Here is a 264-nt window from a genome sequence, read left to right on the forward strand (position 1 = left end):
AGAACATGATGAGCACGTTCTTCGGCCGTGGCGCGGAAATCGCCGCCCTGACCGATGGCGCGCTGCACCAGGTCAAGGTCGCCGCGCTGGACGTGGCCGGCTTCCCCGGCGAAGCCGTCATGCGCTGGGCCGAGCGCGGCCACATCGCGGGGTAAGTCATGGCTCTGCGCGCGATCCCCATCCGTAGGGCCGGCAACCGAGAAAACCTGTTCATGGGCGGGGATCGTGAGCTGGTGATGTTCTCGGGCCTGCTGGCCGGCGCGC

Annotated in this window: 2 pseudogenes; both read left to right on the plus strand. The window is 68.6% G+C overall.

Annotation, left to right across the window (positions count from 1 at the left end):
- Window positions 1-155, plus strand: a pseudogene (locus BMG07_RS44560) (conjugal transfer protein TrbC); the annotation flags it as partial.
- A 3-nt stretch (window positions 156-158) separates the two neighbouring features.
- Window positions 159-264 (plus strand): annotated as a pseudogene (locus BMG07_RS41120) (VirB3 family type IV secretion system protein); the annotation flags it as partial.

The organism is Variovorax sp. E3 (assembly GCF_016082275.1).
GTDB lineage: Bacteria > Pseudomonadota > Gammaproteobacteria > Burkholderiales > Burkholderiaceae_C > Variovorax.